Origin of the sequence: Chelonobacter oris (assembly GCF_000772535.1) — a bacterium.
In the GTDB taxonomy this organism is placed as follows: domain Bacteria; phylum Pseudomonadota; class Gammaproteobacteria; order Enterobacterales; family Pasteurellaceae; genus Chelonobacter; species Chelonobacter oris.
The window spans coordinates 25,093-49,506 of record NZ_JSUM01000012.1; the positions used below are offsets into that span (position 1 = coordinate 25,093).

The window sequence follows — 24,414 nt, forward strand, 5'->3', positions numbered from 1 at the left end:
CTTATCATTTTAATTGAACATTTTATAATACGCCGTATCAAGCAATCGGCTTGCGAAACAAATTCGAATCCAACCGCACTTTGCGGCCTTTTAAGCAGGAATAAAAAATGACAAATTCAATCAAACCCGTTTTATGTGTTGTAACCAGTGCGCCAATCAAAGGCAAAAGCGGTATTCCGACAGGTTTTTTTCTGGCGGAATTAACCCATGCGTTGAATGAAATGGAAAACGCCGGTTTATCGACCGTGATCGCCTCTGTGCGTGGCGGGATTCCACCGATTGACGGTTTCGATTTAACCGATAGCGTGAATGCAACATATTGGAACGAACGGGATTTATATTCACGTTTAGAAAATACGCCGGCGCTATAGGAAACAAACCGATGAAAATTATTGCGGTAGAAGAACATATACAAAGTCCGGCGTTGGCAAAAGTGATGATGCCCGCCATGTTGGCGCAAGCCCCTTTCTTACTCGATTGGGGAAAAGACGTCGCCGACAGTATTACCGATCCAAGCCGTCCTCAGGTGATCGCCGCCGGTGATTCTTTGAAAAAACTGGCGGATGTCGGCGAAGGGCGTCTTCGTGAGATGGATGAGTATGGCATTGATATGCAAATGCTGTCTTATGCCGGTTTGCCGCAATTGGTAGAAGGGGCGGCAGGCGTGCAGGCGATTCGTGCGGCGAACGATTACTTAAGCGAAAAAATGCGGTCGAATCCAAGCCGCTTCGGCGGGTTTGCCTATTTGCCCTGGCAAGATGTGAATGCGGCGGTGAGTGAGCTTGAACGTGTACATAAATTAGGTTTTAAAGGCGTGTTGATTAACGGGCGGCCAAGTGAAAAATGGCTCGATAATGTCGAGTATGAAGCGGTGCTGGCGAAACTCGATGCGCTTGAAATGCCGCTTTTTTTACATCCGGGGTTGCCGTTTGAACAGGTTCAGCAAGCCTATTACGCCGGTTTTAAACGTGAAGTGTCGGCACGTCTTTCCATGTTTGCCTGGGGGTGGCATAACGAGGCGGGCATTCAACTTATTCGTATGATTTTGGGCGGTGTGTTTGACAAATTTCCTCAATTGAACGTCATTATGGGACATTGGGGCGAACTTGTGCCTTATTATCTGCAACGCTTGGACGACAGCATTCCGCAACAGGCAACGGGTTTAAAACGCACGATTACGGAAACCTTTAAGGCGCAGGTCTATGTTACCCCGAGCGGTATGATGAGCAATCCGCACTTTGTTTTTAACCGCGCGATTGTGGGGGCGGATCGCATTCTCTTTTCAGTGGATTACCCTTATCTCTCTATGAACGGAGCAAGACAATGGTTGGAAAACTTAGATATCGCTCAAGAAGATAAAGAAAAAATCGCCTACAAAAATGCAGAGCGTTTATTTAAATTATAGGAAAAATGATTGGAATAAGTTATGTCACATAAATCAGCATTATCACCGGAAGAAATTTATAGCGTGTCGCCCACCTTAGCGGCACTCACTAAAACTTTAATTTCAGACGATATGTGGAACCGCCCGATTCTCGACAAGCATGATCGGGCTGTGATCACTGTGGCGGCGTTGATCGCCCGTCAACAAATACGGCTATTGCACACGTAGCAAAAGTATACGAATAATCCGTTCAACGTCTATATCATTGTGATGTGGTCGTTTTAGGGATAACGTGAGTATATCAACCATAATAAACAGAGGAAAAACATCATGAACAACATTCAAAATAAAGTGGTGATTATTACCGGCGCATCAAGCGGTATCGGCGAAGCAACCGCTTACAAACTGGCAAAAGAAGGCGCTAAACTCGTACTGGGCGCACGTCGTGAATCAAAACTGCAAGCGATTGCGGACACCATCAACAGCCAAGGCGGTGAAGCGGTTTACCGTGTGACGGATGTGACCAAAGCGGAAGATAACGCCGCATTAGTCGAATTGGCAAGATCATCGTTCGGTAGAGTAGATGCAATTTTCTTAAATGCCGGTTTAATGCCGAACTCAAATTTTTCCGCATTGGAAACCGCCAACTGGAATGCAATGGTCGATGTGAATATCAAAGGCGTATTAAACGGTATTGCAGCGGTACTGCCGACATTCGAAGCGCAAAAATCCGGGCATATCATCAGTGTGTCATCGGTCGCAGGCTTAAAAGTCTATCCGGGGGCAGGCGTCTATTGCGGTACAAAATGGGCGGTGAAAGCGATAATGGAAGCGTTGCGTATGGAATCGGCACAAGCCGGCACGCATATCCGCACCGCCACGATTTACCCCGCCGCCGTGCAATCCGAACTGGTAGCGGGCATCACCGACGAAGCCACTTCAACCGGTTACCGTCAGCTTTACGACACTTATGAAATCCCGGCGGAGCGTGTGGCAAACGTGGTGGCATTCGCCTTAAGCCAACCCGATGATACTAACGTGAGTGAGTTTACCTTAGGTCCGACAACCCAACCTTGGTAATGACCAAAGTGCGGTCGGAAGTTGCAGAATTTTGTTAAGCTCCGACCGGCTGTATAATCTATCCCCTCTTTAAGGAGAACCGTTATGAGCTGGAGTCTTGCAACCTTAAATAAAATCAATCAAGCCGACGATTTGAAAATCGCCCCGGAACGTGCCGACGGCAAAACGGGCACACCGACTTGGATCTGGGAAGTGATCGTGGACGGACGTTTGTTCGTGCGTGCTTATTTCGGCAAACAATCGTCGTGGTATCAATCTGCCATCGCCTATAAACAGGGCATTATCAACGCCGCAGGCCAAACGTTTGACGTTCGATTTTCTCCGATTGCCGACCGCACTTTAAACGATAAAATCGACGATGCTTACCGCCAAAAATACAGCAAAAGCCAATATATGCGCCATATGATTCAAGCCGGCTGCCGTGAGGCAACCGTGGAGATTCTCTTGGCGGCATAATGCTGAGTCGGCGAGCGTTGGTCGGACATTGATATGCTTTCGGACAAACGTTCGCATTGAAAAAACGTAAGCCGATTGCGTCGTGTTTTTCATCAGATAAAATCCGCACTTTACGCCGTCGCTTGCTTTGTCCGACTTTCACGGTGCGGATCTTTTATTTTACCAACGGTATTTTACGTCGACACCGGCGTTAAATTGGGATTGAATCGCATCACCGTGTGCATAGCCCCCTTTGAGCGTGATGTTGAACCGTTTGCCCAAGCCGAAAACCGCACCGAGTTCACTTTCCACCCGATTTTTAAACAGGGTTGCGCCGAATGCGTGATTATCGGCATACAGCGTTTGCTGCTCATGAAAATTTTGCACATAATTGAATGCGCTATACAGTTTCAAGTTGGCTTTGGCTGTGATAGCAAATGTTTTGTCCAACATAATGCCGGTACGAAGTTGCCAAAAGTCCATGCTGTCACTGTGGAATCGGATATTTTCATGACGATAATCGCCGGCAGCGAGACGATAATAACTCACATCGGCGGAAGGCGTGACACCAATCGAACCGAGTTGCAGGCGCTGACCGAAACCGATGGTGGCCGTTATTGCATTTTGTCGGATTTTTTGCCGGTTTAATCGGGCATTTAGATCGTGATAGCTGATAACCGAAGTCAGATAAAACCGATTGTCAAAAATCACCTTGTTATACCAACTAAAGGTATGTTGAATACTGTTACCGTTCTGGTTTTCGGCAAAGGTGTTGTTGGCACGGCTGTGAGTGAATGCAATGCCGGACAGCCAATCGCCCCGATTAAACGGCATGGCTTTATCTGCACCGATTTGTCGGGTGGCAAGCCGCTGTTTATAAGTGCGGTAATTATCGCTGTTGTAACGCATCTCTTCATGATCCGCATTGAGCCACACACCGCTGTTACTGCCGTTTAAGCGCTGTAAATATTGGTTGAGCTGACGCTGTTGTTTGTTCAATTGATTGATTCGAGCCGCATGATCGGAAAGTGCGGTATTGACCGTGCGGCTGGTCCATTGCTGTTGCCGGATTGAAATATCCGCATTAGGAGTGGCGCGCGATTCTACACCGGATTCTGCCGTTATGCTGTCTGTTGCCTCATCGGCGGCAATCGTCCCGGTTTCTGTTGCCGATGGGAGAGGCGCATCTTTGCTGGCCAGTGTCGGTTGTAGGGCGTTATACAAGGCAAAATGCTTGTTTTTACGTGTTAAAACATAGCGGTATGCGCCGATATCCAAATAATGGTTTGGTAATGCAACCGTTATCGCTTCCCAGTCCTGTCGGGCATGATTCAGGGTCAGCAAGGGCAGAAAGCCTGACGATGAAGCCGCTTTTTCGCCGATGGTGCCCAATTTCAACAAATAATGGCCTTTCGCCAAGCCGTTAACCACAATACGATCGCTTTTTTGGGCGGCAAGATCGGCATTAAGTACAAATTGCCCGCTGCCGTTCAAATCGCTGTTGATGGTGAGAGTATGGAAGCGGTTTGTGTCGCTATTGCCGTTTAGGTTAACCGATGAGCCGTTATCCATTTCAAGTATCCCGAGCGTGCTGTTGTCCGTCATGTTCCAAACGGCGTCATGGCCGATTTGTGTGCGGCTGGTTTTTTCCGCTTGAATCTTGCCGCTGAAATCGGTTTTACCCAAATTGAGAACCGCACTTTCAGCCAAGGTAATATTGCCGTTTACTTTTGCAGGCGGAAGTGCGGTATAAAGCGTTTCGCTCAAGGCGTTTTGGTGACAGTTCACCAGTCCGCTGCCGTCATTAAGCGTGCATTGCAGGCTGTTGCGTGCGGCATTTTTGTCGTTGATGTAGCCCAAACTGATTTTACTGTTTTTTTCCGCGCTGAGATCCCCCTCTAAATTAGCGTAATTGCCCAACTGCAAGGCGGCGCCGTTAGCGGCGATAAAGCGAGCGGCTTTAAAGTGTGTTGTAATCCAATCGCTGTCAATCGTGATGTTGCCGGCGTGCGGTGTCGGTCTGCCGGAAAGTAATAATGTCCCTTTTTCAACTTTGATCTCCCCGTTCAGGTTGCTGCCGCCGGCAAGAGTATAAATGCCGCCGTCAATAGGAGAATGATAATGGAAATTTAATTTTCCGTTGTGTTTTGCAGCATCGGTTTCACCCAGTACGCCTAAAAAAACCGCTTTGTTTTGTTGTGAAAGAACGGTGTCTTTTGCTTTGGCTTCTTCGTGCCCTGCAAATGCCCAATCGTTGTTGCCTGCGGCGTTGGTCGGAAACCAGCTGTAAGTAGATTTTTTGAGAATAAAATAGTCGATACGGTTCCCTCGGTGGGTATTGATATATTTATAAAGGGTGCCGATCGTGCCTCGCTGGCTGTTATTCCAAGTATAAATCGGCGTATCGGTGACGCCGGTTATATTCACCGTTGCGGCTTTTTGCTGATGATGGTTGACAATTTGTGCGCCGTTATCAACATTTCGAATGCGGCTGAACGCGAAATCATTACCATTGAGATCAAGCCGACCGCCGCGAAAACCGAAATAGATATTGTCGGGATTGACCTGTTTGTTATCGCTCAATACCACCGTCGGGCGGCCGCTGACGATCTGGATTTTGTCAAACGCTTGAACCGCACTTTGATCGCCGGCCTGCTGTTTTAAAATAACCGTGCCGTCGCCTACGCTGAGATTGCCGTGATTTTTGCCTTCGGCATTAACAACGAGTGTGCCTTCGCCGATTTTGTGCAGAAAATCGTTATCTATTCCGTTCACTTGCCAAGTGACGGTGTTGTCTTTGGCAATATTTACACCAGCGCCGACCCAAGTTTGATTGGTTTCGGGTTTGACGGTGTAATCCCCGTTAAAGGTCAAACCGCCGGCACCTTGATTAATATTGTCGCTTAAGGTGATTGTGCCGCTGCCGTTCAGGTTGACATTTTGTCCATGATTCAGGGATTGTTTGTGATTGTTGCTTTCACTGTCGGCAAGTTTGACATGCCACGAGAGTTCGCTGGTTTGTGTCAGTACGCTGGTGCCGCCGTTATTGCCGAGTTTATCCGCCGTGTCTCTTTTCCAGATAAGGTCGCCGCTATTTTGAATATCCGGCGCTTGATCGGTTTTAAAATGCTGTTCGGCAAACGGCTTGTCAACCACGATCCACCAATTGCTGGTGTTGCCGGCGATGCCGTGCAGTACGCCGACAATCACCCATTTGCCAAGGGTGGTGTCCCACCCGAACAGGGGCGAACCACTGTCTCCAGGTTGCCCCTGCATGGCGAGCGGTTCGTTGTTTTTGTCGTATAGCGCACCGTTTTCATTATAAAACGTGGCATTGGAAAAAACAGGGGTTCTTACCGTGCCGCCGGTCAGAAACGTATAGCTTCCGGCAACCCATGTATTTTTACCGCTGCTGTCTCGGACTTGTTGATCGCCGCTGCCGAGGCGATAAAAAATGGGAAAACGGGTTTGATTTTTGTAAACATTACTACTCATTCCCGCATCCGTTATCGCAATCGGGGCAACATCCGTCACGTATTTGTGTAAGCGCGGGATATGTAAATCTTTTGTGTTATGCTCATTTCTGTCGACCAGCTCATAGCGTTGCCGCAGATAGTCGGGATTATTGCCGCTGCTGCCGAAATAGATATTCTGGTAGCCGCGATTGTGCTTGACGCCGGCGACATATTGCTGATTGACCAGCGTTGCCACGCCGGGCGGGCCAAAGGTATTGACGCTGCTGAAATCGATCATCGGGGCTTTATTGAGTACCCCGACCAAAGTTCCGTTATTCGTGAAAATTTCAAAGTCGGTGCTGCCCGGTATAAATTCGCCTTTATTTTCTGCAAAATCTCTGAAAATCTGGTAAGAAATATCGTCTCTGACGATAGAGGTGAACGCTGGATAACTCAAAAGTGCGGTTGAGATCAGTACGGCAAGTTTATTCGGTTTGAATGACATGATTGCTCCGATTATATTTTTTGTTATGGAGCGGAATTATATTAAAAATGCCGTCAATCTTTCTGGGGTGACGGCAAATTAGCGCAAAGTATCCGATTGTTTTTTCTGAGAAATCTATTCCAATCCGGTATAAATTTGCACAAATTAGATGGAAAGACGACAGCGGTTATATTTTCTGCGGATCGAATAGGCTCAAATCGATTCGGTTTTCAGTGTGATAAAATTCGCATAATGCCCGACGCAAGGTTTCAGCCCGTTTCGGCAGCCCTTGTTCCGCATAGCGGCAAACCTGTGCATAAACCGCATTTTTAAACGGCTGCGGATTTCCGACTTGTCCGCTGAGATTGTCGGCGCTGGCAAAAAAGCGTTTGCCGGCGGCATTGGAGAGAATCCATTCAATTGCTTGCGGCTTTACTTCCACTTGTTCAAACAAGCGCTGCTGTTCTTCGCTGCGTCCGTCAGGTTCGTACCAATAGCCGAAATCCTCCAACAGCCAACGTGAACGCCCCGCCACCAGCCAATGTGCGATTTCGTGCAATGCGCTGCTGTAATAACCGTGAGCGAAGCGGATCGAATGGTAAGTGCGGTTTTCATCGGCAGGCAGGTAAATCGGTTCATCACCGCCTTTTTCCAGTTTGGTATTATATTCCTGATAAAAACAGCGGTTGAAGATATTGATGAGATCGTGATAGTCGTGTTCCATAATCGGATTCCAAAGGGAAAATAAAAAGAAGGGGCTGAAATCAGCCCCGAAAATCATAAAGTGCGGTTATCTTAATTGAGTTTTTGCAATGCTTCAATCCGTTTTTCCAACGGCGGGTGGCTCATAAACAACGCCGCCAGCGGCGTGCCGCGTTTGCCGTTGATTGCAAAAGCCGCCAGTTCGCCTTCCAGTTCTTGCGGTTCATGCAGTGTTTGCAGACGTTTCAACGCCGCAATCATTTTTTGTTTGCCGACCAATTGTGCCGAACCGGCGTCTGCATGGAATTCACGGTAACGGGAGAACCACATTGCGATAATGCTTGCCAAGAAGCCGAAGACCACTTCCAGCACCATAGCCACCATAAAGTACATACCGCTGCTGGTTTCGCCGTCACGGTTGCTGGCAATAACTTTGGCAATCATGCGTGAAACGAAAATAACAAAGGTATTCAACACGCCCTGCAATAAGGTCATGGTGACCATATCACCGTTGGCAATATGGCTGACTTCGTGCGCCAGAACCGCTTCCGCTTCATCGCGGGTCATGGTATTCAGCAAGCCGGTACTGACGGCGACCAATGAATTCTTTTTACTGGCGCCGGTGGCAAACGCATTGACATCGGCGGAATGGTAAATCGCCACTTCCGGCATCGGCAAGCCGGCTTTACGGGCTTGTGCCTGTACCGTGTGAAGCAGCCATTGCTCCTGTTCGTTGCGCGGCTGTGTGATAACTTGCGCGCCGACCGCTCTTTTGGCCATCGATTTAGACATAAACAGGGAAATCAATGAGCCGCCGAAGCCGAATAGTGCGGCTAAAATCAATAAACCGGCGGCATCTTGCGATTGGATGCCGGTTAAGGTCAAAATAATGTTAAAAACAAACAAGACTGCCATGTTGGTCAACAAAAACAGAATAATTCGCATCATAATCAAATACTCCTAGAATAAAAACAGGGACAGAATCCATTTAATAGTGGTTATCAAATTGTTAATTTCAAGCCTTGCCGCAAAGTTTAAGGGAATCGGGCTGGGAATGCTATCTTTTTATCGTAGGAGCGATAGCGCTCAAACCTACAAATTCGGTTTAAATGCAAGACGTTTTGCCGGTAATATTTCAATTTTGCGATCCGGATCGAGAAAAAAAGTGGGCGACATGGCGAACAGGCGCTAAAAAAACTAGATTAATTCCCATTAAGCCAGTAAAATCGCCGACTTCTTAAACATACCTTGTCGGTATCCTGCCGACGAAGCCGTAATGTGTAATAACGAGGCGTGAATCATCATGACAACCAAAACGAATTTACTGGATTTAAACCGCAAAGCATTGCGTGAATTTTTGCAAGGATTGGGTGAAAAGCCGTTCCGTGCCGATCAATTGATGAAATGGATTTATCATTTCGGTGAAGATAACTTTGATAATATGACCAATATTAACAAAGTGCTGCGTGAAAAATTAAAAGTCGTTGCCGAGATTAAAGCACCGCAAGTTGCGGAAGAGCAACGTTCTGCCGACGGTACAATCAAATGGGCGATGCAGGTCGGCGATCAGCAGGTGGAAACGGTGTATATTCCGGAAAATGATCGGGCGACATTGTGCGTTTCTTCGCAAGTCGGTTGTGCTTTGGCGTGTACTTTTTGTTCTACCGCCCAGCAGGGCTTTAACCGCAATCTGACCGTATCGGAAATTATCGGTCAGGTCTGGCGGGCGGCAAACGTGCTGGGGCCACACGGTGTCAGCGGTGAACGTCCGATTACCAACGTAGTGATGATGGGCATGGGCGAAGCGCTGCTGAATGTCAGCAATGTGGTGCCGGCCATGGAGATTATGCTGGACGATTTCGGCTACGGTCTGTCGAAAAGACGGGTGACGTTGTCAACTTCCGGCGTGGTGCCGGCGCTGGACAAATTACCGGATATGATCGATGTGGCATTGGCGGTATCGCTGCATGCGCCGAACGACGAATTACGTGATGAAATCGTGCCGATTAATAAAAAATACAATATCAAAATGTTGATGGATTCGGTCAGTCGTTATTTAAATATTTCGAAAGCCAATCACGGCAAGGTGACGATTGAATATGTGATGCTCGATCACGTTAATGACGGCACCGAACATGCGCACCAATTGGCAAAAGTATTGGAAAATATTCCGTGTAAAGTGAATTTGATTCCGTGGAATCCGTTTCCGGAAGCACCGTATAACAAAAGTTCGAATACCCGAATCGATCGTTTCCAGAAAGTGTTGATGGAGTACGGTTTGACAGTGATTGTACGTAAAACCCGCGGTGATGATATTGATGCGGCTTGCGGACAATTGGCGGGGGAAGTGATTGACCGAACTAAGCGCACGCTGCACAAAAAAGCGTTCGGCGAGGCGATTTCGATTAAACAACAGGCGTAAACCAAGATAAGGGAGAAAACATGATCAGCTTCGGGCAAATGAAAAAAATGGCTTTTTTATCCCTTGTTTTTGCTTTTTTAGTCGGCTGTAGCGCCCGTCAACAGCAGGATAATGCCCAAAGTGCGGCTTATGCCAGAGTGCAGGTTGCATTGGGATATTTACAGCAACATCAGTATGAAGCGGCCAAGCAAAGCTTAGACAAAGCGTTACAGCATAACCCCGACTATTATCTGCCGTATTTGGTTTCGGCGCATTATTACCAATTAATCGGTAACAGTACGCAGGCGGAAAACCAGTATCTGACGGCACTGCAAAAAGATCCGCATCAGGGCGATACGCATAATAATTACGGGGCTTTTTTATGTCAGCAGGGGAAATTTGCCGAAGCGTTCCGGGCTTTTGAAACCGCACTTGCCAGCCGTGACTATTATCGCTTGGCACAAACCTATGAAAATACCGCACTTTGCGCCCATCAGGCAGGGGATAACATACGTCGGACGGAAGCATTGCAGAAATTGGATAAGATTGACAGCGCACAAGCCAAACGATTAGGTGCATTATTACGCTGATAATTTGCCGTTTTTTTCATATATCTGTTCTCGAACCATGATTAACTATTGCAAAAGCAGGGTGGTAATTTTAAACTCTGCGCTTGAAATTAATTTTATGGTAATGTCATGGAAAATCAGCAATTGCAAAATGAATCTAATCTTGGTGAAACGCTGCGCCAATATCGCGAAAAACTGGGCTTAAGCATTGAAGACGTAGCCAACAAAACGTTGCTCAAGCAGGCGGTTATTAAGCATATTGAAAATAATGAATTTATCGTTGCCGCCTGTCCGCCGACTTTTATGAAAGGCTATGTGCGCAGTTATGCCAAATTCCTGAAAGTGCCGGAATCCGTCTGGAATAATCCGGCGATCTCCTATGGCGAACCGATTCGCAATGACCTGCAAAAAAATATGCGGACCAACAACCGGGTTAATCATTATTCCTCTTATTCGGGCTGGATCGGGCGTTTGACCTGGCTGATCGCACTGATTATGATCAGCATGACCGCATACTGGTGGTGGCAAAATTACCAACAGTCGCAAAGTGAACGAACTAATTTGGTGGAAAGCTTTCTCAACAGCACGCAATCTGAAAATACGGAACAAGCCGTTCAAGTTGCAAGCACCGGCGACAACGGCGGTCAACACGGAGAGGCGGTGACGGCGGACACGACAATCGATAGTCCGTTGGCAAACTTGCCGACAACCGGTGAGGAAAATGGGGTGCTGACACCGCCGGCAGAGGTTTCGACAGCGGCAAACGACAGTGTTGCCTCATATCAAGGGCAGACGTCCGGTCAAGTATTAAGTGATGTTATGGAGCAATTGGACGGTTCGCCAAATACGCTCAATCCGTCCGATAATAGCGAACAAAGTGCGGTCGGTGATTCCGGCGCGGCGATTGTCGGCGACGGCTTGACAATCGAGATAGTCGGTAACAGCTGCTGGCTCAGTGTTCGTGATGCAAATCGTAAAATCTTGGCGCAAAAAGAGTATAAACAGGGTGAAATCCTGACATTCAGTGACGGCGAGCCTTATTCATTAGTCATCGGCGCACCGCAAAATGTCAGAATCACCTTCCGTGGACAAGAAGTGCCGTTAACAATTGACGGCCGCGTTGCACGCATTAAGTTGCCTGAATAAGCGCTGTTAAAGGATAAAGACAGGATATGTTAAAAGAAACCCCTATCAAACGTCGCGAATCGACCAAAATTTATGTCGGCAGCGTACCGATCGGTGGTGATGCGCCGATTGCAGTACAATCGATGACCAACACCCGCACCACGGATGTGGAAGCGACTGTGGCACAAATCAGGGCGTTGGAAAAAGTCGGCGCCGATATTGTGCGTGTTTCTGTACCGACCATGGACGCCGCAGAAGCCTTTAAGCGGATTAAACAACAGATTTCCGTGCCGTTGGTGGCGGATATTCATTTTGATTACCGCATAGCGCTGAAAGTGGCGGAATACGGCGTCGACTGTTTACGTATCAATCCGGGCAATATAGGACGGGAAGATCGGATTCGGGCGGTAGTGGATTGCGCCCGAGACAATAATATTCCGATTCGGATCGGCGTTAATGCCGGTTCACTGGAGCGGGATATACAGGAAAAATACGGTGAACCGACACCGCAAGCCTTATTGGAGTCTGCGTTGCGGCACGTGGACATCTTGGATCGTTTGAATTTTGACCAATTTAAAGTCAGTGTAAAAGCATCCGATGTTTTTTTGGCTGTCGAATCTTATCGTTTGCTGGCAAAAGCGATCAAACAGCCGCTGCATTTGGGGATTACCGAAGCCGGCGGGGCGCGTGCCGGCGCTGTGAAATCGGCAGTCGGTCTGGGAATGTTATTGTCGGAAGGCATTGGCGATACGCTGCGTGTCTCACTGGCGGCGGATCCGGTAGAAGAAATCAAAGTCGGATTTGATATTCTGAAATCGTTACGTATCCGTTCGCGCGGAATCAATTTTATTGCCTGTCCGACTTGTTCACGTCAGGAATTTGACGTCATCGGTACGGTCAATGCGTTGGAACAGCGCTTGGAAGATATTGTGACGCCGATGGACGTATCGATTATCGGCTGTGTGGTAAACGGTCCGGGAGAGGCGTTGGTTTCCGATTTGGGCGTGACCGGCGGCAACAATAAGAGCGGTTTTTATCTGGACGGTGTACGGCAGAAAGAGCGGTTTGACAACGAAAACCTGATTGATCAACTGGAAGCCAGAATTCGCGCTAAAATCGCAATGCAGGATCCGAACCTGCGTATTGATACGACGGATATACAAGCCTGACGAAGAAAGAAAAAGGAAAAAACGTGGCAAAAACAATTCAAGCAATTCGCGGAATGAACGATTGTCTTCCGCAAGATACACCGTTATGGCAGTGGCTGGAAGGCACGGTCAGACGGGTATTGACCGGTTACGGTTACAGTGAGATCCGAATGCCGATCGTAGAGTCGACACCGTTATTTAAACGGGCGATCGGTGAAGTGACCGATGTGGTCGAAAAAGAGATGTTTACTTTTGAAGACAGGGATCACGAAAGCCTGACGTTGCGCCCGGAAGGCACGGCCGGATGCGTGCGTGCCGGCATTGAGCACGGTTTGCTGTATAATCAAGAACAGCGGTTATGGTATATGGGGCCGATGTTTCGCTATGAACGTCCGCAAAAAGGGCGTTACCGCCAATTTCACCAAATCGGGGTAGAGGTATTCGGTATTGCGCAAGCCGAGATTGATGCCGAACTGATTTTGATGACCGCGCGTCTTTGGAAAGCATTGGGTATCGATCAACATGTGACGCTACAGCTGAATTCCATCGGCTCACTGGATGCACGGAAGCGCTATCGTCAAGCATTGGTCGAGTTCTTGCAGCCGCATCAGGCTATTTTGGATGAAGACTGTAAACGTCGTTTAACCACGAATCCTTTGCGTATTCTGGATACTAAAAATGCACAGATCCAACAGCTTCTAAATGATGCGCCTACATTGCATGAATATTTGGACGAGGATGCTAAACAGCATTTTGCACAGTTGTGCGCTATTCTGGATCAAATGGGAATTGCCTATGAAATAAACCAAAAATTGGTTCGTGGTCTCGATTACTATAATAAAACCGTTTTTGAATGGGTGACGACTGCACTGGGTGCGCAGGGAACGGTGTGTGGCGGCGGACGTTATGACAGTCTGGTCGAACAGCTTGGCGGTCACGCGACTTGCGGCGTCGGCTTTGCGATGGGGATTGAGCGGCTGGTTCTGCTGGTACAAGAGGTTAATCCGCAGTTGAGCTTGCCGGCAGCCGTTGATATTTATATTGTACACCATGGCGAACAAGCAGCCTTGCAAGCGTTTAACATTGCCGAACAATTACGTGATGCCTGCCCGCAGAAAAATGTGATGCTGCATTGTAGCGGCGGAAATTTCAAAAAACAATTTAAACGGGCGGACAAGAGCGGTGCGGCATTTGCCGTCGTTATCGGCGAAGAAGAGGTTCAAAACGGGCAGTTAGTGGTGAAAGATTTACGGGGTCGTAATGAACAACAAACGCTGCCGAGTGCGGAAGCCATTCGCTTCCTAATGGAAAGTATCTAATTTAAAGGAGTAAAATCAGTGTCTTATATTACCGAAGAACAACAAGTCGAAGAGCTGAAAAGCTGGTGGAAAGAGAACAGCAAAGTGATTATTGCAACCTTCATCTTGGTTGTGGGCGGTGTGTTGGGCTGGCGTTATTGGCAGACGCACCAAATTAACAGCCGAATGGCGACATCAAACGAGTATGAACAGGTGGTACAGGCTTACTTGCAAAATCCGCAAGTGAACACGGAAGTGCTACAGAAATTCGTTGATGAAAATAAAGATTCCAGCTATGCGGTGTTTGCCCTGTTTGCTCGAGCTAAAAGTGCGGTCGAACAAAATAATCCAGCATTGGCGGAAAGCAGTTTTCAGCAAGCGGTTCAAATCAGTCGTGACGATAATTTACGCACGATTGCGGCATTGCGTTTAGCTGAATTGCAAGTGCAGCAGCAAAACTACGATGCGGCGCAAACAACGTTGAACAACGTGAGCGACAATGCTTGGGCAGGCAGTAAACAGCAGTTGATCGGCGATATTTTATTGGCGAAAGGTGAACAGCAAGCGGCGCGTCAGGCCTATCAACAGGCACTGGAAAGCGCAAATCTGAATGTATCCGACAGACAGCTGTTGCAATTGAAAATCGACAGTCTGGCACAGTAACCGTTTTATTACATGAGTTTAAACAAGAGGAAAAATAATGTCTGATTTACAAACCATCATTGAAAACGCATTTGAAAAACGTGCGGAGATTACCCCGAAAAGCGTGGATTCAGCGACTAAAGCGGCAATTGACGAGGTTATTGCCGGTTTGGACAGCGGCAAATGGCGTGTGGCGGAAAAAATCAACGGCGAATGGGTAACGCATCAGTGGTTGAAAAAAGCGGTATTATTATCTTTCCGTATCAATGACAATCAATTGATGGAAGGCGCCGAAACCAAATATTTTGATAAAGTGCCGATGAAATTTGCCGGTTATGATCAGGCACGTTTCGAAAAAGAGGGTTTCCGTGTGGTTCCGCCGGCGACAGTGCGGCAAGGTGCGTTTATTGCGCGCAATACCGTTTTGATGCCGTCTTATGTCAACTTGGGCGCCTATGTTGATGAAGGGACGATGGTGGATACTTGGGCGACAGTGGGTTCTTGTGCGCAAATCGGGAAAAACGTACATTTGTCCGGCGGTGTCGGAATCGGCGGCGTATTGGAGCCGCTGCAAGCAAATCCGACCATTATCGAAGATAACTGTTTTATCGGAGCACGTTCTGAAGTGGTGGAGGGTGTTATCGTAGAAGAAGGTTCGGTGATTTCCATGGGCGTATTTATCGGTCAGAGTACTAAAATTTATGATCGTGAAACCGGTGAAATTCATTACGGCCGTGTGCCGGCAGGATCGGTGGTGGTATCCGGCAGTTTACCGTCGAAGTGCGGTAAATACAGCCTGTACGCTGCGGTTATCGTCAAAAAAGTGGATGCCAAAACACGTGGAAAAGTGGGCATCAACGAATTATTGCGTACAATTGACGAATAATTGTTGTCTTTTTATGCAAAAAAGAGGCCTCGATTGTAAAAATCGGGGCGTTTTGCCATATAATGCTTGTTATTTGTACAAATAAGCGTGAAAAGTGTTGTACTCAGGCAAAAAATATCGGACACTTGCCTACGCTCAAATGTGAGTGTTGTGTAAATAACTTTGCATAACATTAACAAGCTTAATTTAAATAGGAGTTTAAAAATGAAAAAATTGTTAACCACTGCTTTACTGGGCGCCAGCGTATTGGCGGTTACCGCTTGTGACGACAAGCAGGTACAAGATGTTAAGAACACCGTAGCGGAAGCAAAACAGGACGTTGTTGAAACTGCGGCCGAAGCCAAAGATACCGTAGTGGAAAAAGCAACTGAAGCGAAAGACGCCGTTGCTGAAAAAGCGGCGGAAGTGAAAGATGCGGTAGCCGGTGCGGCGACAGATGTTAAAGATGCCGCAGCGGCAAAAGTGGCAGAAGTCAAAGAATCGGTCGACAGTACGGTAGCCGATGCAAAAAAATCAATTGATAATACCGTTGAAAGCGCTAAAAGTGCGATGACGGATGCCAAAGAATCCGTTAATGATGCAACAGCAGACGCTTTGAATTCGGTTGAGAAAACACAAGCGGAAGCGGCTTCTGCGGTTGAAAATGCACAGCAAAATGCACAACAGGCAGCTGCTCAAGCTACAGATTCTGCAACTGAGCAGGCAAAAGCGGCACAAGAAAGTGCGGCGGCAGTAGCGGCTGATGCAAAAGAAACCGTTGCGGAAAAAGCCGCTGCGGCACAGGAAAGTGTTGCTGCAACCGCCACTGAAGCGAAAGCCGCCGTGGTCGAAAAAGCAGAAGCGGCAAAAGAAAGTGTAACGGCGACTGCGACAGAAGCGCAGGCAGCGGTTGCGGAAAAAGCGGAAGCCGCAAAAGAGAGCATCAACAATCTGGTGGATCAAACCAAACCGGCTGAAGAAGCGGCTAAATAATCGCTTTCCAAAGCATTGAACAATGAAACCTCTATCATTATGATAGAGGTTTTTTTATTTCTAAAACAAGGTGATAGCAATCAAAGTGCGGTTTTTTTAGAAAATCGATAACGCTTTGTGCTATAATAACAGCCTTATTTTGAGTTGTGTCCCACGACATGATTTTATATTCACTCTTTGTAAAGAAAAATAATAGCACAGCGTATCGAATCAGAACACAAAAGTGCGGAGAAAAGCATGATAGCAGCGAATAAACGTTCAATTATTACTCTTTTTTATGATGAATCCAGTTTGGGTTCACATCAGGTCAGAATGGTTTTGGCAGAAAAAGAAGTGCCTCATGAGCAGGAATTGATTCAACCAGGCGTGATTAATGAAGACTTTTTGGAGTTGGGCACAAACGGTGAATTGCCGACATTGGTTGATCGGGAATTAGTTTTGTTTAAACCCCGTATTATTATGGAATATCTGGACGAGCGTTTTCCGCATCCGCCGTTAATGCCGGTTTATCCGGTCGATCGCGCCAAATCCCGTTTGCTGATGCATCGCATAGAACAAGACTGGTTTTCGGTTATCGAACAGGCGGAGCGCTTGGCGGAAACGGAAAAACTACAGATGCTGAATAATCTGAAAGATGAAATTTTGGCATTCGGCCCTATTTTCGCCCAGAAGCCTTTTTTCATGAGCGAATCGTTCAGCTTGGTGGATTGCTATATCGTACCGATTTTGTATCGTCTGCAAAACTACGATATGAAATTTACCGGTGCCGGCAGTAAAGCCATTAAGAATTATATGGATAATTTGTTTGAGCGTCCGTGTTTTGTATCGTCGCTGAAAAATACCCCGCAAAAAATCATTATTGAAAAATAGAAACAGGTTTTGTGATGGCAAGAGCAAATATGGGGGCAAAGCGTCCCTATTTACTGAGAGCGTATTACGATTGGTTTTTGGATAATGATTTAACTCCTTATTTGGTGGTTGATGCTTTTTATCCGAATACTGTCGTGCCGGACGATTTTGTCCGAGAGGGGCAAATTGTGCTGAATATCTCGCCGAACGCCTGCGGTAATTTACAATTGGGCAATGATAAAATTCTGTTTAATGCCCGTTTCAAAGGATTACCACGCGATATCAGCGTGCCGTTGGGGGCGGTGGTTGCAATTTATGCCCGTGAAAACGGCGATGGCGTGATGTTTGAACCGGAGCTGGTGTACGAGCAGGCGTTGGAACAAAGTTTGGGCGATTTGGTGGAACAGCCGTCCGATTTCAGCGAAATTGTCGATAAACCGCAGCAAGATGAGAATGAAGTGAAGCCTAGATCTAAGCCTAAGCCGAAACGCACCGCATCCCACCTTAAAATTATCAAATAACCCGCCAAACCGCACTTTTGATCTGTAAAGTGCGGTTTCCCTATGGTGCACAACAAGATTTGCCGCTGAGCGAATCAATAATCGGACAATCGCTCTGTTCATCGCCGGGGCACTGGGCGGCAAGCCTTTCCAACTGTTGTTTCATCTGTCGTAATTTCAAAATCTGCCGATCGATATGCGCGATTTTTTCTAGTGTCCGCTGTTTGATTTCACTGCTGTGACGGCTCGGATTCAGGTAGAGATCCAATAATTCTTTTGATTCGGGCAATGAAAAACCGACATTGCGGGAGCGGTGCAGAAATTGCAGCTCATCAATTTGGCGCTGACTGTATTGACGGTAGCCGTTGCTTGCACGAGAGGGCGGGCTAATCATACCTTTACTTTCATAAAAGCGGATGGTTTTATCGGTTAATCCGGTGAGCTGCGCAACTTGTTTGATATTCATAAAAACCGCTTGACCTTATCGTTAGGGGAAGGTTTATTCTAGCCCTGATCTTGATGAGATTCAAATTACAGATAGATAATGATTAAGGAGAGAGTATGTCGATAACGATTCTGGGATTGCAACAGCTATCCTGTCAAAACTGCGTGCGCCACGTGAAACAGGATTTGAGTAAAATAACCGGTGTCGATGCGGTGAAAGTCAACCTGCATTATGCTTGGGTGAGCGGCTCGGTGGCGCAAGACCTTCTGATTCAGGCGGTAACGGATGCCGGTTATCAGGCGAGTGCGAATCCTCAACCGCACTTTAGCCTGAGACTCGACGGTCTGTCCTGTCGGCACTGTATTAAAACGGTTGATAAGGCATTGGCAGCGTTTGATTCTGAATTGATTTATCAATTGGAATTGACGGAATTAAAAGTATATGCCGATGTTGATCCGCAAGCCGTTATAGATGTGATTAAAGCGGCGGGCTATCAGGCGGCTTTGGATATGGCACTGCACGAGGTAAACGAAAGCCCAAAGTCTGATCTACTATCAACCAAACCGCAAATCTCTGATAAGCGTGATTCTGATCCGGTGGTAGTAGAGCGGGGCGATCAGAATCAAACGACAACACAATTATTACTGAGCGGTATGACATGCGCCGGTTGTGTGTTAAAAGTAGAAAAAGCGTTGTCGGCAGTGGCGCAGGTGGCGAAGGTCAATGTGAATTTAGCGGACAGCAGTGCGTTGATTTACGGCGATGCCGATACGGCGGCGTTAATTCATGCGGTCGAGAATGTCGGTTATGGCGCCGAAGCGATTGAAGATCCGCAGCTGCGCCGTGAAAAACAACAACAAAATACACAGCGTGAGATCAGACAGCGGAAATGGCAGGCGATTCTGGCATTGCTGTTTGGTTTCGGTTTGATGTTCTGGGGGTTTTTCTATGGCATGGCAGTAAGCCCTGCTTCGCAATTCGGCTGGCTTGCGGTCGGGGTTGTCAGTGCGGTGGTGATGACATTGAGCGGACGCCATTTTTTTATCAGTGCATGGCGTCAGTTGCAGCACGGCAGCGCCACCATGGACACCTTAATCGCACTGGGAACCGGCGTTGCTTGGCTTTTCTCGATGGCAATCGTCGTGTTTCCGAACTTCTTTCCGGAAAATGCCCGTCATCTCTATTTTGAAGCGAGTTTGATGATTATCGGTTTAGTGAATTTGGGTAAAATGTTGGAAGTGAAGGCTAAACAGCGATCTTCCAAGGCACTGGAAAAATTGCTCGATCTCACCCCTGCCGATGTGACGGTAGAAGACGGGCAAGGCGAAAAACGGTTACCGTTAGGACAGGTAAAACGCGGCATGCTGATGCGCTTGAAAACCGGTGATCGAGTGGCGGTTGACGGTGTGGTCGTCAGCGGAGAAGGCTGGCTTGATGAATCGATGCTGACCGGCGAACCGTTGGCGGTGAGTAAAACAACGGGCGACCAAATTCGGGCGGGAACGATTGTGGATAACGGCAGTTTACGTGTCGAAGCCACCCAAGTGGGCGAGCAGACCGTGTTGGCGAATATCATCAAGCTGATCCGGCAGGCACAGAGCAGTAAACCGCAGATTGCCAAACAAGTGGATAAGATTGCAGCCGTATTTGTACCGATTGTCGTGACGATTGCGGTTATTGCCGCCCTGATTTGGTATATTGTCGGGCCGGAACCGAAACCGGCGCATTCGTTAGTGGTATTGACGACGGTATTGATTATTGCCTGTCCGTGCGCTTTGGGGTTGGCGACACCGATGTCGGTGATCGCCGCTGTTTCCCGTGCGGCGGAATTGGGAATATTGGTGCGTGATTCGGACGCTTTGCAGAAAGCGGCCAATGTCGATGTGGTGGTATTTGATAAAACCGGCACGCTGACCGAAGGCAAACCAACCCTGACCGCACTTTATTCTGCTGAGGGAATGACCAACGAGCTGCTATTGCATTGGGCGGCCAGTTTGGAAACCTATGCCAACCATCCGTTGGCGAAGGCCTTATTGGATGCGGATCGGATTCAGCATGATCAATTGTGCGAAGTCAGCGAATTTATCACACTGAAAGGCATGGGCATCAGCGGCAAAATTGACCGTCAACCGTTTTATTTAGGCAATCTGGCATTGATGAATTTGCAAAATATTGTGATCCCGGCTGTAATGGCGGAACAGGCAAATGCAGAAAGTCGAGCCGGCGGTACGGTGTTGTATTTGGCAAAAAACGGCGAGTTTGCCGGTTTTATGGTGGTGAAGGATCAGCTTCGTGCCGAGAGTCGAAGTGCGGTAGAAACGCTGCAACAGGCCGGTTACCGCACGGTGATGCTGACCGGTGATCAGCAACAGACGGCGGAAGCAGTGGCAAAACAGTTGGGTATTGATCAGGTTATCGCCGGCGTTTTGCCGCAAGGCAAAGTCGATGTTATCCGTAATTTACAGCAGCAGGGCTACCGTGTGGCGATGGTCGGCGACGGGATTAATGATGCGCCGGCGTTAGCGTTGGCGGACGTCAGCATTGCGATTGCCGGCGGCAGTGATGTGGCGATTGAAACGGCGGATTTAACCTTAATGCGCCATAGTATCGATGCGGTGTCTGATGTTTTATCATTATCGCAGGCAAGTATGCGCAATATCAGACAAAATCTGTTGGGGGCGTTTATTTACAACAGTCTGGGGATTCCGGTGGCGGCAGGTATTTTGTATCCGTTTTTCGGGGTGTTGCTCAATCCGGTATTTGCCGGTGCGGCAATGGCGCTATCATCAATTACGGTTGTCGGCAATGCGAACCGATTACTCAAATTTAAACCTTAGCAGCAGGCTTGGTTTCAACGTGAGGTTTTGCTGTAAAAAGTCGGACACAAAACCCGTGTCCGACTTGTTTGTCACGGTTAAAATACCCGTTTAAACGGCTTAACCGTCACATCGCCATAGACACCGGCAGCCACGTAAGGATCTTCTGCCGCCCATTGTTTTGCCTGTTCCAGATTGTCAAACTGTGCGATAACGGTAGAGCCGGTGAAGCCGGCTTCGCCCGGATTTTCGTCATCAATTGCCGGATTGGGGCCTGCCACTAACAGGCGGCTTTCAGACTGTAGCGCCGTCAAGCGTTTTAAATGTTGCTCACGTACGGATAGCCGTTGTTGGAGAGTATCCGGTTTGTCTTGTGCAAAAATAACATAGTACATCAGCGTTCTCCTTGGTTTTCTTGATAGGCTTTTAATTCCAGTATTGCTTTTTCCAGTTCTTGATTATTTTCTTTCGGAATGACTTTCGGACGGCCGTTTTTGTCAATCGCAACAAAAGTAAAGACGGCGTCGGTTACGCAATAACGCTCGTTAAACGGCTCGGTAGAGACTTTTTTAACCCAGACTTCGACCTCGATTTTAATCGAGCTGTTGCCGATTTTTACGCAGCGGCCGTAGCAACAAATGACATCACCGACCGAAACCGGGCGGATAAAATTGATTTTATCGACCGATACCGTCACCACTTTGCCTTGGGCAATTTCTTTTGCCATAATGGCACCGCCGATGTCCATTTGCGACATAATCCAGCCCCCGAAAATATCACCGTTGGCATTGGTGTCGGACGGCATGGCAAGGGTACGCAGCAGTAACCGCCCTTTTGAAATCCGCCCCGGGTTCGCACCAAGTGCGGTTTCAATAAATTCGTGTTCCATATTTTAATCCTGATCCTGTTTATGGTCGCCAATCTCTTTGGGTAAATGGCGATAAAGATACAATCCGGTGATCACGGTTGCGATAAGCGTCATGCCCAATACACCGAATACTTTGAATGTTGCCCAAGCATCATCGGACATGAACCGGCTGATATACAGATTGACCAGCATACAGAGGACAAAAAACAGCGCCCAACCGAGATTAAGGCGATTCCAAACCCATGTCGGCAGGGTGATCTCTTTGCCCAGTAGACTTTTTACCAGCGGTTTTTTGAATCCATATTGGCTGATCAACAATGCGGTGGCAAAAATAGCGTACACAATAGTCACTTTCCATTTCAGAAATTCCAAATCATTAAAATAAACGGTCAGCAATCCGAAAAAGATCACGGCAACCGCCATGATTTTTTGTTGTTTTTCAATCGTACCGAATTTCAGTTTCAAAATAACCATTTGAGCAATCGTAGCGACAATCAGGGTAATGGCGCCGGCTTGGATACCGTAAACTTTATAAGCAATAAAAAACAGGATTAAAGGAATAAATTCAAGTAGTTGTTTCATTGAAACTTCCTTAGCGCGGTTTTATCGATAAACAGTTGATAGAAACGGTAACTGAAGACTAAGGTAAACAGGCTGATCAGTGCGCTGATAACCGCGATCCCCAATGTGGTAAGCAGAGACGGTGCTAATCTGCTCAGTTGTAAGGTGATGAGCAACGGCAGTAAATAGACCAGCAGACTGAACAAAAAAAGCGGCAGTACACGCCCGACGCCGTTTAACCAGACCAGCTTTAATGCTTCGGTAAAAGAACTGTTTTCAATAATATAAGAATAAGGGGCAAGACACAGACGAATAAACAGATAGGCACCGATAAGCATTGATAACAGCGAGAAAATCGAACTTTGTTGGTTAAAATAACTGGCGGCAGCCAAGCTGAAGGGCAGCACGATTACCAGATTCAGCAGCAGGTAGAACGGCATTTTTTTTATGCCGTAGGAAAGAGCGGTAACCAGATTCGGCTGCTGCTGACGACTGATTAAGGTGATGACGCTCAACAGCCAGAGAACCAAAATGGCATTGACCACTTGGCTGGCAAGCAATATCAATAAAACCGAACGTGAAGTTTCTTCGCTCTGTAGATTCGGGCTGTCGAGTAAGTAGCGGAAAAAAAGATTGTCAATAATCAGCAGCACCAGAAAAAACAGCACGGTTTGTCTCTGGTTGAGCATGAAATTCCAGCTGTCTTGAAATATTTTGATGAAATTAACGGGCATAATATGTCCTACAACATTAAAAAGAGCGCTATTATAACAAATAATGCATTATTTATATGCGGCAAATAGCGCTTGATGGGCGAGCAATTGCGTTTTGGTCAGGGAAAATACGCCGTCACCGCCCTGTTCGAACCGAATCCAATTAAACGGAACCATCGGAAACTGTTCAATCAGATGTACCATGCTGTTGCCGACTTCGCACACCAGAACGCCGTTATCGGTCAAATAATCGGCGGCGTGGGCTAAAATCCGTTTTGCCAAAATAAGCCCGTCATCACCGGCTTCCAACGCCAGCATCGGTTCGTGGTAGAATTCCGCCGGCATTTCATCGAGATCTTGCGCATCGACATACGGCGGATTGGTGACAATCAGGTTGTATTGATCCGGCGGAAGTGCGGTAAACAGGTCCGACTGAATTGGGAAAACGTGATGTAACGCATTGTGTCGCTCGATATTCATTTCGGTAATTTGCAGGGCGTCCGGCGATAAATCGACCGCATCGATTTCCGCATTCGGGAATTTTGCCGAACAGGCAATGGCAATGCAACCGCTGCCGGTACACATATCCAGAATCCGTTTCGGCTCCTCTTTCAACAGCCCGGTGAAACCGTTTTGAATCAGCTCTCCAATCGGCGAGCGCGGCACGATAACCCGTTCGTCAACATAAAATTCATAGCCGCAGAACCAGGCGCTGTTAGTCAGGTACGCCACCGGTTTACGGGTTTCTATACGCTTGATCACCATATTAAACAGTTTTTGTTTCTCATAATGGGTCAGATTGGAGGAGTACAGCTCGGTCGGTACATCATGCGGCAAATGCAGGGTCGCCAATACCAATTGTACGGCTTCGTCCCAAGCATTATCCTGCCCATGACCGTAAAAAATATCCGAAGCATTAAAACAGCTGTAGCTCCAACGTAAAAAATCTTGAATGGTTTTGAGATCGTCCTGATTGGCTGAAAGTGAAATTTCCTCCACCAAATCGGTGTTATAAGTCATCGTTTCGGGCATAAATTAAGCTACCTGGTTAAGACGGTGTGAAAAGCTATTTATACCATAT

General features: G+C 47.5%; 25 protein-coding genes. 16 read left to right on the forward strand and 9 right to left on the reverse strand.

The genetic code is table 11. From position 1 onward, the window contains the following. The first annotated feature begins 107 nt into the window (after positions 1-107). The 5 genes from OA57_RS07470 (at position 108) to OA57_RS07490 (ending at position 2,920) form a co-directional block, all read left to right on the forward strand. A complete protein-coding gene (locus OA57_RS07470) occupies positions 108-371 on the forward strand; it encodes a type 1 glutamine amidotransferase family protein (protein WP_034615965.1) in 264 nt (87 codons plus the stop codon). 11 nt (positions 372-382) lie between these two features. Further along, the gene (locus OA57_RS07475) at positions 383-1,405 is read left to right on the forward strand and encodes an amidohydrolase family protein (RefSeq protein WP_034615777.1); all 1,023 of its coding nucleotides are present in this window, start codon (positions 383-385) and stop codon (positions 1,403-1,405) included. A 21-nt stretch (positions 1,406-1,426) separates the two neighbouring features. Beyond that, positions 1,427-1,612, forward strand: coding sequence for a hypothetical protein (locus tag OA57_RS07480; protein WP_034615780.1), 186 nt, complete (start codon positions 1,427-1,429; stop codon positions 1,610-1,612). 102 nt (positions 1,613-1,714) lie between these two features. Continuing rightward, a complete protein-coding gene (locus tag OA57_RS07485; protein ID WP_034615783.1) occupies positions 1,715-2,464 on the forward strand; it encodes an SDR family oxidoreductase in 750 nt (249 codons plus the stop codon). Between the two features lie 84 nt (positions 2,465-2,548). After that, on the forward strand, positions 2,549-2,920 hold the full coding sequence (locus OA57_RS07490) for a DUF2255 family protein (RefSeq protein WP_034615786.1): 372 nt from the start codon (positions 2,549-2,551) through the stop codon (positions 2,918-2,920). 159 nt (positions 2,921-3,079) lie between these two features. Here OA57_RS07490 and OA57_RS07495 read toward each other — a convergent pair whose 3' ends face one another. From OA57_RS07495 to htpX, 3 genes are all read right to left on the reverse strand, one after another. Further along, positions 3,080-6,859, reverse strand: coding sequence for a S6 family peptidase (locus OA57_RS07495; RefSeq protein WP_034615788.1), 3,780 nt, complete (start codon positions 6,857-6,859; stop codon positions 3,080-3,082). A gap of 166 nt (positions 6,860-7,025) precedes the next feature. Further along, the gene (locus OA57_RS07500) at positions 7,026-7,562 is read right to left on the reverse strand and encodes an elongation factor P hydroxylase (protein WP_034615790.1); all 537 of its coding nucleotides are present in this window, start codon (positions 7,560-7,562) and stop codon (positions 7,026-7,028) included. A gap of 71 nt (positions 7,563-7,633) precedes the next feature. Beyond that, a complete protein-coding gene (gene htpX / locus OA57_RS07505) occupies positions 7,634-8,488 on the reverse strand; it encodes a protease HtpX (RefSeq protein WP_034615795.1) in 855 nt (284 codons plus the stop codon). Between the two features lie 355 nt (positions 8,489-8,843). Here htpX and OA57_RS07510 point away from each other — a divergent pair, with 355 nt between their 5' ends. The 10 genes from OA57_RS07510 (at position 8,844) to OA57_RS07555 (ending at position 17,951) form a co-directional block, all read left to right on the forward strand. Further along, positions 8,844-9,962 (forward strand): bifunctional tRNA (adenosine(37)-C2)-methyltransferase TrmG/ribosomal RNA large subunit methyltransferase RlmN, encoded by a 1,119-nt coding sequence (locus OA57_RS07510; protein ID WP_084589894.1) that lies wholly within the window; start codon positions 8,844-8,846, stop codon positions 9,960-9,962. Between the two features lie 20 nt (positions 9,963-9,982). After that, positions 9,983-10,531: a type IV pilus biogenesis/stability protein PilW gene (pilW, locus tag OA57_RS07515; RefSeq protein ID WP_052122428.1), complete on the forward strand. Its 549-nt coding sequence runs from the start codon at positions 9,983-9,985 to the stop codon at positions 10,529-10,531. 108 nt (positions 10,532-10,639) lie between these two features. After that, a complete protein-coding gene (locus tag OA57_RS07520; RefSeq protein ID WP_034615800.1) occupies positions 10,640-11,656 on the forward strand; it encodes a RodZ domain-containing protein in 1,017 nt (338 codons plus the stop codon). A 26-nt stretch (positions 11,657-11,682) separates the two neighbouring features. Further along, positions 11,683-12,804 (forward strand): flavodoxin-dependent (E)-4-hydroxy-3-methylbut-2-enyl-diphosphate synthase, encoded by a 1,122-nt coding sequence (gene ispG / locus OA57_RS07525; protein ID WP_034615803.1) that lies wholly within the window; start codon positions 11,683-11,685, stop codon positions 12,802-12,804. Between the two features lie 23 nt (positions 12,805-12,827). Beyond that, positions 12,828-14,102: a histidine--tRNA ligase gene (gene hisS / locus OA57_RS07530; protein WP_034615808.1), complete on the forward strand. Its 1,275-nt coding sequence runs from the start codon at positions 12,828-12,830 to the stop codon at positions 14,100-14,102. 18 nt (positions 14,103-14,120) lie between these two features. Further along, positions 14,121-14,744 carry a YfgM family protein gene (locus tag OA57_RS07535; RefSeq protein WP_034615812.1) on the forward strand — a complete coding sequence of 208 codons (624 nt, stop codon included), beginning with the start codon at positions 14,121-14,123 and terminating at the stop codon, positions 14,742-14,744. 37 nt (positions 14,745-14,781) lie between these two features. Next, positions 14,782-15,609, forward strand: coding sequence for a 2,3,4,5-tetrahydropyridine-2,6-dicarboxylate N-succinyltransferase (gene dapD / locus OA57_RS07540; RefSeq protein WP_034615814.1), 828 nt, complete (start codon positions 14,782-14,784; stop codon positions 15,607-15,609). 204 nt (positions 15,610-15,813) lie between these two features. Beyond that, the gene (locus OA57_RS12265; protein WP_052122429.1) at positions 15,814-16,581 is read left to right on the forward strand and encodes a hypothetical protein; all 768 of its coding nucleotides are present in this window, start codon (positions 15,814-15,816) and stop codon (positions 16,579-16,581) included. 237 nt (positions 16,582-16,818) lie between these two features. After that, a complete protein-coding gene (locus OA57_RS07550) occupies positions 16,819-17,451 on the forward strand; it encodes a glutathione S-transferase N-terminal domain-containing protein (protein WP_034615816.1) in 633 nt (210 codons plus the stop codon). A gap of 14 nt (positions 17,452-17,465) precedes the next feature. Beyond that, positions 17,466-17,951: a ClpXP protease specificity-enhancing factor gene (locus OA57_RS07555; RefSeq protein WP_084589895.1), complete on the forward strand. Its 486-nt coding sequence runs from the start codon at positions 17,466-17,468 to the stop codon at positions 17,949-17,951. A 40-nt stretch (positions 17,952-17,991) separates the two neighbouring features. Here OA57_RS07555 and cueR read toward each other — a convergent pair whose 3' ends face one another. Beyond that, a complete protein-coding gene (gene cueR / locus OA57_RS07560) occupies positions 17,992-18,396 on the reverse strand; it encodes a Cu(I)-responsive transcriptional regulator (protein ID WP_034615822.1) in 405 nt (134 codons plus the stop codon). 95 nt (positions 18,397-18,491) lie between these two features. Between cueR and OA57_RS07565 the strand changes: the two genes are divergently transcribed. Beyond that, a complete protein-coding gene (locus tag OA57_RS07565; RefSeq protein WP_034615825.1) occupies positions 18,492-21,212 on the forward strand; it encodes a cation transporter in 2,721 nt (906 codons plus the stop codon). Between the two features lie 77 nt (positions 21,213-21,289). Here the strand turns inward: OA57_RS07565 and OA57_RS07570 are convergent, their stop codons facing one another. From OA57_RS07570 to prmB, 5 genes are read right to left on the reverse strand one after another with little or no spacing between them, the layout of a single operon-like run. Continuing rightward, positions 21,290-21,586, reverse strand: a complete 297-nt coding sequence (locus OA57_RS07570; RefSeq protein ID WP_034615828.1) for a YciI family protein — start codon at positions 21,584-21,586, stop codon at positions 21,290-21,292. Beyond that, positions 21,586-22,080, reverse strand: coding sequence for an acyl-CoA thioester hydrolase YciA (gene yciA, locus OA57_RS07575; protein WP_034615830.1), 495 nt, complete (start codon positions 22,078-22,080; stop codon positions 21,586-21,588). The genes OA57_RS07570 and yciA overlap by 1 nt, the downstream gene beginning before the upstream one ends. Positions 22,081-22,083: 3 nt before the next feature. Then, entirely contained in the window at positions 22,084-22,641 is a 558-nt protein-coding gene (locus OA57_RS07580; protein ID WP_034615833.1) for a septation protein A, read from the reverse strand. Further along, positions 22,638-23,354, reverse strand: a complete 717-nt coding sequence (locus OA57_RS07585) for a hypothetical protein (protein WP_034615836.1) — start codon at positions 23,352-23,354, stop codon at positions 22,638-22,640. The genes OA57_RS07580 and OA57_RS07585 overlap by 4 nt, the downstream gene beginning before the upstream one ends. Positions 23,355-23,402: 48 nt before the next feature. Beyond that, positions 23,403-24,365 carry a 50S ribosomal protein L3 N(5)-glutamine methyltransferase gene (gene prmB / locus OA57_RS07590; RefSeq protein WP_034615838.1) on the reverse strand — a complete coding sequence of 321 codons (963 nt, stop codon included), beginning with the start codon at positions 24,363-24,365 and terminating at the stop codon, positions 23,403-23,405. Positions 24,366-24,414: the final 49 nt, after the last annotated feature.

What these genes read in the sequence shown, in the direction of transcription:
- OA57_RS07475 (WP_034615777.1), top strand. Translation starts at nt 383, where the DNA reads ATGAAAATTATTGCGGTAGAAGAACATATACAAAGTCCGGCGTTGGCA.
- OA57_RS07485 (WP_034615783.1), top strand. Translation starts at nt 1,715, where the DNA reads ATGAACAACATTCAAAATAAAGTGGTGATTATTACCGGCGCATCAAGC.
- OA57_RS07510 (WP_084589894.1), top strand. Translation starts at nt 8,844, where the DNA reads ATGACAACCAAAACGAATTTACTGGATTTAAACCGCAAAGCATTGCGT.
- OA57_RS07550 (WP_034615816.1), top strand. Translation starts at nt 16,819, where the DNA reads ATGATAGCAGCGAATAAACGTTCAATTATTACTCTTTTTTATGATGAA.
- OA57_RS07470 (WP_034615965.1), top strand. Translation starts at nt 108, where the DNA reads ATGACAAATTCAATCAAACCCGTTTTATGTGTTGTAACCAGTGCGCCA.
- OA57_RS12265 (WP_052122429.1), top strand. Translation starts at nt 15,814, where the DNA reads ATGAAAAAATTGTTAACCACTGCTTTACTGGGCGCCAGCGTATTGGCG.
- OA57_RS07480 (WP_034615780.1), top strand. Translation starts at nt 1,427, where the DNA reads ATGTCACATAAATCAGCATTATCACCGGAAGAAATTTATAGCGTGTCG.
- pilW (WP_052122428.1), top strand. Translation starts at nt 9,983, where the DNA reads ATGATCAGCTTCGGGCAAATGAAAAAAATGGCTTTTTTATCCCTTGTT.
- prmB (WP_034615838.1), bottom strand. Translation starts at nt 24,365, where the DNA reads ATGCCCGAAACGATGACTTATAACACCGATTTGGTGGAGGAAATTTCA.
- ispG (WP_034615803.1), top strand. Translation starts at nt 11,683, where the DNA reads ATGTTAAAAGAAACCCCTATCAAACGTCGCGAATCGACCAAAATTTAT.
- OA57_RS07585 (WP_034615836.1), bottom strand. Translation starts at nt 23,354, where the DNA reads ATGCCCGTTAATTTCATCAAAATATTTCAAGACAGCTGGAATTTCATG.
- OA57_RS07520 (WP_034615800.1), top strand. Translation starts at nt 10,640, where the DNA reads ATGGAAAATCAGCAATTGCAAAATGAATCTAATCTTGGTGAAACGCTG.
- OA57_RS07500 (WP_034615790.1), bottom strand. Translation starts at nt 7,562, where the DNA reads ATGGAACACGACTATCACGATCTCATCAATATCTTCAACCGCTGTTTT.
- OA57_RS07555 (WP_084589895.1), top strand. Translation starts at nt 17,466, where the DNA reads ATGGCAAGAGCAAATATGGGGGCAAAGCGTCCCTATTTACTGAGAGCG.
- OA57_RS07580 (WP_034615833.1), bottom strand. Translation starts at nt 22,641, where the DNA reads ATGAAACAACTACTTGAATTTATTCCTTTAATCCTGTTTTTTATTGCT.
- htpX (WP_034615795.1), bottom strand. Translation starts at nt 8,488, where the DNA reads ATGATGCGAATTATTCTGTTTTTGTTGACCAACATGGCAGTCTTGTTT.
- OA57_RS07565 (WP_034615825.1), top strand. Translation starts at nt 18,492, where the DNA reads ATGTCGATAACGATTCTGGGATTGCAACAGCTATCCTGTCAAAACTGC.
- yciA (WP_034615830.1), bottom strand. Translation starts at nt 22,080, where the DNA reads ATGGAACACGAATTTATTGAAACCGCACTTGGTGCGAACCCGGGGCGG.
- dapD (WP_034615814.1), top strand. Translation starts at nt 14,782, where the DNA reads ATGTCTGATTTACAAACCATCATTGAAAACGCATTTGAAAAACGTGCG.
- OA57_RS07570 (WP_034615828.1), bottom strand. Translation starts at nt 21,586, where the DNA reads ATGTACTATGTTATTTTTGCACAAGACAAACCGGATACTCTCCAACAA.
- OA57_RS07495 (WP_034615788.1), bottom strand. Translation starts at nt 6,859, where the DNA reads ATGTCATTCAAACCGAATAAACTTGCCGTACTGATCTCAACCGCACTT.
- cueR (WP_034615822.1), bottom strand. Translation starts at nt 18,396, where the DNA reads ATGAATATCAAACAAGTTGCGCAGCTCACCGGATTAACCGATAAAACC.
- OA57_RS07490 (WP_034615786.1), top strand. Translation starts at nt 2,549, where the DNA reads ATGAGCTGGAGTCTTGCAACCTTAAATAAAATCAATCAAGCCGACGAT.